Raw genomic sequence first — 10,592 nt, 5'->3', positions numbered from 1 at the left:
GTCCTCCCACTTCCCCCTAAAAACCCGCCCCAGCGCCACAAAAAAAGAGCTCACCCACATAAGCATAGAATGCTTTAGCGGGCAAGCTCTTGTTATTATTTGCGCATAGCGTCAACAATCAGTTGGCCCATAGCCAGCGTTCCGATTGCTTTGCTCTTATCGACGGCGATGTCGCCTGTGCGGTGACCCGCATCAAGCACTTCTTTCACGGCGCGCTCGATGGAATCCGCTGCATCGTGGTAACCGAACGTCAGGCGGAACATCAAAGCAACGGAAAGGATCGTTGCGATTGGGTTGGAAATGCCTTGGCCTGCAATATCAGGCGCGGAACCGTGTACCGGCTCATACAAGCCGAAGCTGCCTTCGCCAAGGGAAGCGGATGCCAGCATCCCGATGGAGCCTGTCAGCATCGCTGCTTCGTCGCTCAGGATGTCGCCGAACATGTTCTCTGTCACGATGACGTCGAAGGAGGACGGACGACGCAGCAATTGCATCGCGCAGTTGTCTACAAGCACGTGCTCAAGCTCAACATCCGGGTAATCCACAGCAACGCGGTTTACCGTTTCGCGCCATAGGCGGGATGTTTCCAGAACGTTTGCTTTATCGACGGAAGCAAGCTTTTTGCGGCGCGTGCGGGCAATATCAAACGCTTGACGAGCAATACGCTCGATTTCCGATACGTTATATGCGCAAGTGTCTACCGCTTCTTGACCGTTCGCAGTTTCACGACGGAATTTCTCACCGAAGTAAATACCGCCCGTCAATTCACGAACGACGATCAGATCCGTACCTTCAAGAACTTCCGGTTTCAAAGTGGAAGCCTCTTTCAAGCAGTCAAAGATGAACGCCGGACGAATGTTGGAGAACAAGCCAAGCGCTTTGCGAATACCGAGAAGACCAGTCTCCGGACGAGTCTCTTTCGGGTTGTTGTCCCACTTAGGTCCGCCTACTGCCCCTAGAAGAACAGCATCTGCGGATTGACAAACCTTCAATGTTTCTTCCGGAAGCGGTGTGCCTGTCTCATCAATGGCAATTCCGCCGAACAAAGCATGCTCAGTTTCAAATTGATAACCGAATAGCTCTTCGGTGCGTTTCAATACTTTTTCCGCTTCGGCAACGACTTCTGGACCAATGCCGTCTCCAGCGATTACAGCAATTTTTTTCACATCTGCCATGACTGTCATTCACTCCTTAGAATAGTAAAGCTGCTAGGTAAGCATCTCTATCGACTATATAATGCTCTCATTGTAACACAAGATAATCCTTTCCATTAGATATAAAAGCTATTGCTTTAATAGGTTTCTCCTATAACAAAAAAGCGGCAAAGCCCTCTCTCGCCGTCGAGCATCTTCCCCTACTTTCGATCCGATGATTTTCTACCCTGCTCCTTATCCTCTTCACCTTACTAAATTGTTTAAAATCCGTAAAATATACAAATAGAGTCACTAACAGGAGGTCATTTTATGAAAAAACTCACTCAAATTTCTACTGTATTGCTTGCATCGACTGTGCTGCTTGCCGGCTGTGGCGGTGGCGCGGAGACAACGGACAATGCGGCTTCAACGGCAGCCAGCGGCGGCTCCAAAGAGAAAGTGAAACTTACCATCTGGCACAATTGGTCCGGTCAGGATGCCAAAGCGCTGGCTATGCGCAAGATTCTGGATGATTTCAAAGCGCAAAACAGCGACATCGAGCTTGAAGTTGAAGGCCTTCCAACAGACGGTCTAAAAACACGTTTGAAAACGGTAGCCGCGGCGAATGAAATGCCCGACCTGTTCGTGATGTGGCCCGATGCCATGACGAAGGAATTCGTTAGCGGCAATCTTTTGCAGCCGATCAATGAATTTTTGGACAGCAAGCCGGAGTGGAAAAATAATTTCATTCCTAACGCACTGGATGGCTACACGGTTGACGGTAAAATCTATTCCGTTCCGATGAACTTATCGCCTACGTCCTTCATTTACTACAACAAAGCCATTTTCGATCAATATAAAGTCCAAGTTCCGAAAACGTGGGACGAGCTGACCGCTGCGGTCAAAACGTTTAACGATAATAAAGTGATTCCTATCGCGCTCGGCAATAAAGCTAACTGGGCCGCACAGTCCACCATCTTCAGCTCGATTGCCGATCGTATAACAGGTACCGAATGGTTCCTGAAAGCTGTTAAGCAAGACGGCGCAAAATTCACGGATCCGGAATTCATTCAATCTTTGACTACCTTAAAATCGCTTAGCGATTCGAAAGCTTTCCAAGATGGTTTTAACAGCATCGATCAAAACCAAATGAGACAGCTTTACTTCCAAGGCAAAGCCGCTATGTTCATCGATGGCGGTTGGGCGATGGCCGACGTTGTGCAAAACACGCCAAAAGATGTATTGGCTAACACGCACATAGCGCTTCTGCCTACAATTAACGGCGGGAAAGGCGAAGCTAACACAACATCCGGCGTAGTCGGAACAGGCCTTGGCGTTAGCAAAAAGTTAACAGGTGCGAAGAAAGACGCTGCACTTAAATTGTTCTATGCTCTTTCCGGACCTGAAGGTCAGCAAGCAACGCTGAACAGTTCAACACTCGTCAGCTACAAAATCGACCTTGATCCAAGCAAAGCGCACCCGCTTTTCGTTGAATTGAACAATTTGATGAAAACGACAAAAATCACGCCAGTTTATGACTCCAAACTAAGCTCTGCAACTGTGGAAGTCATTAACAACGGATTGCAAGAACTGCTTATGGGCGGTAGTCCGGAAGCTATCGCGAAGAAAATTCAAGATTCACAAGCAAACTCGCTCGGTAAATAATCCGCCCCATAAATATAAGTATTCAGCCCTCCACAACCGTGGCAGGGCTAGATACTTTCACTAGCAAAGGAAGTGAGAATAATGAATGCATCCTATATACGCAGGTTCGTTATACTAAGTCTTGCGCCTGCAATTCTGATTTATGCTTTATTTGTCTTTGTCCCTGTCATCTGGTCCTCTTACTACAGCTTCTTTGATTGGAAAGGGATCGGCTCAGCGAAATTTATCGGTCTGAAAAATTATGTGGAAATTATCCACGATCCTATTTTCTGGCGAGCCATGAAAAACAATCTTATTTTCCTGGTTGTGTCTGTCTTCGGTCAGCTTCCTATCGCGCTTATTCTTGCCATCCTGCTGCACAAAAGCAATGCCCTTCAACGCTTTATCCGCTCGGCCGTTTTTGTGCCGATGGTTCTGTCTTCTGTCGTGATCGGGATGATCTGGCAGTATATTTATCACCCGCAGATTGGGATTCTGAATTTCCTCTTGGACAAGCTCGGTCTGGTAAGCTGGAAGCTGCAATGGCTGTCCGATACGAAAATTGCCATCTTCTCTCTCGCGCCTCCCTTAATTTGGAGCTTCGTAGGTCTGTATCTTATTATTTTCATATCCGCTTTTCAAAATATTCCCGGGGAAATTCACGACGCCGCTCAGCTTGATGGCGCAGAGGGTGCTCGCAAGCTGATTTCGATTACACTGCCTATGATTTGGACGACCGTGCAAATCGCCATCATTTTATGTATTTCCGGCAGCTTGAAATCATTCGATTTAGTCTATGTCATGACCAAAGGCGGTCCCGCACACGGCACCGAATTGCTCGCAACCTATATGTACAATTCGACCTTTTCTTCGTACCGTTACGGATTCGGAAGCGCTATTTCCACTTCCATCGTCCTGATCAGCCTGATCTTCATTGGGTTAAGCCAATGGATCACGAGCCGCAAATCGAAAGCATAAAGAAAGGAGGAATGTAAGCATGCAACCACTTGCTGCACAACCGGCACAAGCAAGATCAACCAAACCTGCTTTTTCATTTAGCCTGGTCAAACAAGGCGTACTTTGGACATTTTTAACATTGTATGCCATCTTAACGTTATTCCCGCTGCTCTGGTTAGTGATATCTTCTTTTAAAACGACCGGGGAGTTTTTCAATAATCCGTTTGGCCTGCCCGCTTCATGGCAGTTTTCCAACTACGCGACGGCGTGGAAGTCGTCCAAAATGGGAACGGCGTTTCTGAATTCCGTGATCGTTTCCTTGGTTTCACTGGCACTCACGTTATTTGTCAGCTCTCTCGCCGCTTATGTACTCGCCAGATTGAAGTTTCGTTTTAAAGGCATCATTCTCACGTTCTTCGTAATCGGCATGCTAATTCCTATCCACAGCACGCTGGTTCCCCTGTTCATTCTTATGAAACAAGTGAGCCTGCTGAATTCCTACTGGGCGCTGATTCTGCCTTACACCGCCTTCGCTTTGCCGACGGCTATTTTCGTGCTGACAGCCTATCTGGCATCCGTCCCGAAAGAAATTGAAGAGGCCGCTTATATCGACGGCACACGTTTATGGGGGGTATTTTGGCGCATTATGCTGCCTATTTCCTTACCGGCTCTTTCGACCGTCATTATTCTCAGCTTTCTGCACTTCTGGAACGATTTCTCGTTCGCGCTTGTGTTTATTAGCAAAAGCAGCTTAAAAACGCTGCCTCTCAGTATCGCCAACTTTGCCGACGGCTACCAGACGGATTACGGTCTAACCCTTGCGGCTATGACCATTGCGGTTGTCCCAACCATTGCTGTCTATCTCGCCTTCCAGGAACAAGTCATGAAAGGCATGACAGCCGGAGCTGTCAAAGGCTAATCGGCCACAAGCAAACAACAAAGGAGCAATTTTGTGATGATCAAATGGTTTGGATACTCGCTGCGCAGCAAACTTTCTGTCATTATGCTCGTTACGACATTAATTCCCTTGTTGTTTCTTGGCACGTTTGCCTTCTCCATCTCCTCCAAGGTTACCGAAGAGAAAGCGCAGCAGGCAGGTCTTGACACACTGGCTCAAATGGACGCCAAATTCCGCTTTATTTTGAAGGACGTCGAGAATATGTCTCTCTTTATCATCGGACAAAGCGAAGTCCAAGCCTATATGAACAAACCGGAGGAATCGAAAAAAAACGCTATTCTCGGGCTAATGACGAATCTGGTGTACTCCAAAGACTACATTTCCAACATTACGATCTATTCAAAAAATCCGAACACTGAGGCACCTCTATCCACTTCAACAATCTATCAAACGGACATTCACAAGCAAATAGACATCAAAGAGGTTACGGATAAAACATGGACCCCGCTCTATCGCATTGAAAACTACTTGGGGGAACGGAAGGTTTTTTCCTTTATCCGCCCTTTTCGCAGCTACAACAACAGTTATCAGACGCTCGGCTGGCTTTCGATTACGCTGGATGAACAAGTGCTCTCCCGAATATGGTCTGAGCCTATGCTGGCAGAGGGGCATGGACAAGTTGCTTTGCTGAACAATCGTCATGAGGTGATGTCCGCTACGGATAAAAGCTGGCTCGCCCGCCCCTTCGAAACGTTGTTTCCGGGGGTTAACGCGAACTTGAAAAACAAAGTGTCCGGAGAATGGACCTATGGTCAAGGGAATAATGAGCATAACATTCTGTATTACCGAGAACCCTCTATCGATTGGACGATTGCCGGCGTCATTCCTTCTCAATTGTACCGCGCTCAAAATCGATACATTCTGCAGTTATTAGGCATTGCGGCCCTTCTGGCGATCCTTACCAATATCGTTCTCACCTTGTTTGTCATTCAAAGGGTAACGAATCCGCTTCGGACCTTGACCCGGCTGCTGTCCAAAATCAATCCAGACGAGCCCATGCCTCACTACCCGGCGGATTCCAAGGATGAAATCGGCCGGCTCGCTCAAAGCTACAACATGCTGGGGACGCATATTGAGGCACTCAAGACGCAGCTCATTCAGAATGAAACGCGCAAGAAAGAAGCGGACATGCGCGCCTTACAGGCGCAGATTAATCCGCATTTTCTGTACAATACGCTTTCCTCCATTCATTGGATTGCGCTGCTGGCGGAAGAAAACCGGATCGCTGAGATGGTCGGCGCCTTAAGTGATTTCCTTCGCTTCAGTTTGAACAAGGGAAAGGAATATTGTACCGTCTCGCAAGAAATTGCGCATATTCGCAACTATGTGCTGGTTCAAGCGATTCGTTTCCCTGACGAATTCGAGGTCGATTTTACGATCGATGCCAGACTGAACGATACCTACATGCTGAAACTGCTGCTTCAGCCCCTCGTGGAAAATGCGATGATCCATGGTATTCAGAAGAAAGAAGCCAAAGGCACCATCTCGATCTATGCTGAGAAGAAAGGCAATCTCATCGGCTTCAAGGTCATGGATGATGGCATCGGGATGTCCGAGGAACAGTTAGCTGCCGTTAAACAAAGTTTGAATCCGCAGGGCGGACAGCCTCCCTCCGATGCCAGCTACGGCATGCGAAATGTACATGAACGGCTGCTGCTGCACTATGGACCGGAATCGGGACTCATCGTCGAGAGCAAATTATATGCAGGCACTTGTGTATCGTTTTCCATACCCATAATGGAGGAATCCCATGAAAATCATGATCGTTGACGATGAAGTCATCATCCGCACGGGGCTCGCTAAAGTCATCAAATGGCATGAAATCGGTGTAGATCTTCTTCAGCCAGCCGCTTCTGCGGAAGAAGCGCTGCGCCGCATACCGGATGAGCATCCTCATATTCTGTTGACGGACATTCGCATGAAACGAATGAACGGGCTTGAGCTTGCGAAGAAAGCGAAGGAGCTGCTGCCGAAAATCGAAGTCATCATTCTATCGGGATACGATGATTTCGTTTATATGCAGGAAGCGATTCGGCAAGGGGTCAGCGATTATTTGCTGAAAACAAGCCGTCCTGAGGAAATCATGAAGACCGTTCTGAAGGTCAAACAAAGCATCGAGGAGAAATGGAAGCACCACAACCAGGATCAGTACAAAAACAAAGAAATCCGCAATCGGTTGTTTGAACAATGGATCGTTGAGGGAGCGACGACAGCCACGGATTCAGCCCTCCTGGCTGAGTACATGCCGCTCTTGTTTTCCGGCCCGAACACCGGTGCTTGCAAGCTTCAAGTCTATATGATCGCGGCGGAAGGCTGGGACGAATCGTCAACGGCGACATCTCTTCTTATGTTCGCTGTGGATAATATCCTGCATGAACTTTTGTCATGCGAAACGTTAATTGATAAACAACAAATCGTCGTTGTCACACGCAATGAACAGGGCTCCCATCCACATGACCACCTTTCCGCGGCGCTGGGTAAAATTGAACGGCTGCTGAAATGCAAAATATGGCTTTCTATCGGGGAACCGGTTCACCGGGTAGAGGATTTGCATAAATCTTATACCACTGCCGATTATGCCTACAGCTATAAACCGATTTTGGAACAAACTTTGCTTGATTATTCGGCTATTATGCAGCGCAAAGGCGGCAGAACGGTTTGCTCGCACGAAGAAGAATTGGAGCTCTCGGCCATTCTGCTGGAGAATGATTCCATCGCGCTCAAGAGCTGGGTTCACCGCTTTTTACAGCCGGAGTACGAGGACCCCCAAATGACCATTGATTCGCTGGAGTCAAAAATTCGCTCAGCCGCGCTCTCCGCCCATCGGTGGCTGGAACGTGTGCTGACCGCCACCGGCCGCTCCGGGAACATCGAAGAACAAATCGCTCCGCTTGCGCTAAAGCGCGGCACGGTCCTCAAGGACGTTCTGTTTCAGCATTTGCTTGCCCTCATGGAGCTTTACCACCACCGCCTCGGGGAAGGCAAAGCTACGCATACCCAGAAAGCTATGGCTTATATACAGCAAAATTTGGCCAATGACGTGGGCTTGCAGCAGGTCGCGAAATTCGTACATCTGCATCCCAACCATTTGAGCGAAGTGTTTAAAAAGGAGGCCGGCATCACGTTCGGCGATTATGTGACGAGGCAGCGGATCAACCGGGCTATGGAAATTCTCACCGGATCACCTGCCAAAATCGCTGAAATCGCAGGCGCTGTCGGCTTTGAGGATATCAAATATTTCTCCCAGGTGTTCAAGAAATTCACGGGGAAGACACCTAGCGAGTTCAGGGAAGAAGCTACTAAGCAGGTAAGACATACATCTAAATCGTAAGCTGTAATGAAGCCAAGGGAGAGAACAGACATGGAACTATCAGGTTTATGGAGACTTCAACAATTTGAGGTTGGACAAGCTAGACCGCTGGAAGTAGCGGCTGCGGGATTGGACGACCGTTTCTGGATTACGGCTGCAGTGCCCGGCGACGTGCATTCCGCACTCATCGAGCGGGGGCTTATCGACAACCCTTATTTTGGCCATAACGACGCGAAAAGCAGATGGATCGAGCAGAAGGAATGGTGGTACCGCTGCGCATTCAACTATTCGTTCCAAGCGGATCGGGATGAGAAGCATGAATTGACCTTTGAGGGACTCGATACGTTCGCTACCATCTATGTCAATGGCAAGGAAATTGGCACGACGAACAATATGTTAATGGGCTATACGTTCGATGTGACCCGCGTGCTCGTCGATGGCAAAAATACAATCGCGGTCAAGTTTGACCCGTTATATTTGCATAATCGGGATAAGGAGCTTTTCCAATGGTCCTCCTATACGAAAGAACGTCCTTGGCTGCGCAAAGCCGCGATGAATTTCGGTTGGGACTGGGGACCTCGCATGGTGACGGTAGGCATCTGGGGCAAAGTGAGCATTGCGCGCAGACGCCTCGCGAAGCTGGACAGCGTTTTTGCGAGAACGGCAGCCCTTCATGAATCGTCTGCTTCGATTAAAGTTGATGTCGATGTGATTGCTCTCCGCAAAGACGTGGAGCGTGAGTGCGAAGTTCGGCTTTTGACGCCGGAAGGCGATGTCATTGCTTCGCTCCGCGAGCCGGTAACGGGACAAGCCACCTTAACCAACCGGGCGACAACAAACACATGGACACTGGATGTCGCGAATCCGAAGCTATGGTGGACGCATGACTTGGGCGAGCCTTACTTGTATGAGTTGGAAGTGCTGCTTTATGCGAATGGCGAGCTTGTCGACCGTTATCAGAAGCCTTTGGGAATCAGGACCATTGAACTTCAGCTGCACAATGAACAAGGCGAGCATGCATTTGCCTTCCTTCTCAATGGCGTCAAGCTATTCGCCAAAGGCGCGAACTGGATTCCTGCCGATCACTTTATCGGAAGTATCCCCGATCAGCGCTACCGCGATTTGATTGATCTTTCCGTGGGTTCGAACATGAATATGCTGCGCATCTGGGCCGGCGGTGTTTATGAGAAGGACGTGTTCTACGAGGAATGCGACAAGCGCGGTGTGCTGGTTTGGCAGGATTTTGCTTTCGCCAATGCCCTCTTCCCTGATTTTAACCAAGATTTTATGGACAATGTTCGCAAGGAAGTCATTTATAACATTAAGCGTCTGCGCAATTATACGTCTCTTGCTCTGTGGTGCGGAAACAACGAAATCGATTGGCTCTATGATATGAAATCGTCCGGCGGCGACATTAACTGCCCGTTCTGGGGAGAAGTCATTTACCATGAACTGATCCCGGAAGCGCTTGAACTGCTGGATGACAGCCGGGCTTACTGGCCCTCCTCACCTTTCGGCGGCAATGACGCGAATGATCCGGACGTCGGCGACCGCCATAATTGGCAGGTGTGGCACGGCTCCGTCTATCCCCGCCAATTCGGCGATGCCCCCTTGCTGGACTACAGCATCGAAGGCGTCACGTTTAAAAATTACAAAAAAGACTTCACCCTGTTCAGCAGCGAGTTCGGCATGCATGCTTCAGCTAATCGCTATACGCTTGAGAAAAACATTCCGGACGGCCAATTTTACTGGAACAGTGTAGAGATGGCCTATCGCAATAAAGATACGAACCATCAGAAGGGCATCCTGCTTATGGAGGGGTACACCGGCATTCCGTCCAACATTGAGGAGTACATGAACTTCTCCATGTTGACCCAAGCCGAAGGCTTGAAGTACGGTATCGAACATTACCGCCGCAATAAGCACCGTACGAGCGGATCGCTTGTCTGGCAGCTTAACGATAGCTGGCCGGGTACAAGCTGGTCGCTGATCGACTATGAACTGCTTCCGAAAGCCTCCTATTATTACGCGAAAAAGTTCTATCATCCGCTGCTTCTTTCACTCGATCATGAGCCAGGGCAGCCGCTCCAGGTTTGGGCGGTTAACGATACCTTGAACGCTCTCCAGGGTGAAGTCATACTGTCTGTGTATAACTTTTCAGGCGAGGAGCTCTTCCGCCATGCTTTCCATGCGGAGGTTAAACCGAATGCAGCCGTGCATCTCGGCAGCTTGGAAGAAACAGACGTACTGAACGGTACTTCGCCGGATCAGGTCGTCGTCAAGCTAAGCACTGCGGCTTGGGATGCGCCGGATAACCTGTTCTACCTGCGTGATCAGAAGGATCTTAAGCTTCCTGCTGCCTCGCTGGAAGTCCAAGTGGATGAAGCTGCGCAAACCGTTCAAATTACGGCTAATGGCGCCCACGCACGCTTGGTCAAAATCGATGTCCCGCAAGGAAACCTTCGCTTCAGCGATAATTTCTTCGACTTGCTGGCCGGTGAGCAAAGGATCGTTCACGTCAGCGACCCGTCCGGAGGCAAAGTTTCATTGAACAATGTGTCCGTAAGTGCTCTGAACTCATAATTCATCT

The 10,592-nt window shown here is 49.1% G+C and carries 7 protein-coding genes; 6 read left to right on the top strand and 1 reads right to left on the bottom strand.

What is annotated here, in order from left to right:
- Positions 1-95: 95 nt before the first annotated feature.
- Positions 96-1,175 (bottom strand): 3-isopropylmalate dehydrogenase, encoded by a 1,080-nt coding sequence (leuB, locus tag AC3WRW_RS23595; RefSeq protein ID WP_492548722.1) that lies wholly within the window; start codon positions 1,173-1,175, stop codon positions 96-98.
- 288 nt (positions 1,176-1,463) lie between these two features.
- Between leuB and AC3WRW_RS23590 the strand changes: the two genes are divergently transcribed.
- From AC3WRW_RS23590 to AC3WRW_RS23565, 6 genes are all read left to right on the top strand, one after another.
- Positions 1,464-2,798, top strand: a complete 1,335-nt coding sequence (locus AC3WRW_RS23590; RefSeq protein WP_492548721.1) for an extracellular solute-binding protein — start codon at positions 1,464-1,466, stop codon at positions 2,796-2,798.
- A gap of 81 nt (positions 2,799-2,879) precedes the next feature.
- Positions 2,880-3,755 carry a carbohydrate ABC transporter permease gene (locus AC3WRW_RS23585; protein ID WP_492548720.1) on the top strand — a complete coding sequence of 292 codons (876 nt, stop codon included), beginning with the start codon at positions 2,880-2,882 and terminating at the stop codon, positions 3,753-3,755.
- A gap of 19 nt (positions 3,756-3,774) precedes the next feature.
- Entirely contained in the window at positions 3,775-4,653 is an 879-nt protein-coding gene (locus tag AC3WRW_RS23580) for a carbohydrate ABC transporter permease (RefSeq protein WP_492548719.1), read from the top strand.
- A gap of 36 nt (positions 4,654-4,689) precedes the next feature.
- Positions 4,690-6,462 (top strand): cache domain-containing sensor histidine kinase, encoded by a 1,773-nt coding sequence (locus AC3WRW_RS23575; RefSeq protein WP_492548718.1) that lies wholly within the window; start codon positions 4,690-4,692, stop codon positions 6,460-6,462.
- Positions 6,443-8,023: a helix-turn-helix domain-containing protein gene (locus AC3WRW_RS23570; protein ID WP_492548717.1), complete on the top strand. Its 1,581-nt coding sequence runs from the start codon at positions 6,443-6,445 to the stop codon at positions 8,021-8,023. The genes AC3WRW_RS23575 and AC3WRW_RS23570 overlap by 20 nt, the downstream gene beginning before the upstream one ends.
- Positions 8,024-8,053: 30 nt before the next feature.
- The gene (locus tag AC3WRW_RS23565; protein ID WP_492548716.1) at positions 8,054-10,585 is read left to right on the top strand and encodes a beta-mannosidase; all 2,532 of its coding nucleotides are present in this window, start codon (positions 8,054-8,056) and stop codon (positions 10,583-10,585) included.
- Positions 10,586-10,592 lie beyond the last annotated feature (7 nt).

Source organism: Paenibacillus sp. FW126-R14, from assembly GCF_058789495.1.
This window is presented reverse-complemented; position numbering and strand designations above follow the sequence as displayed.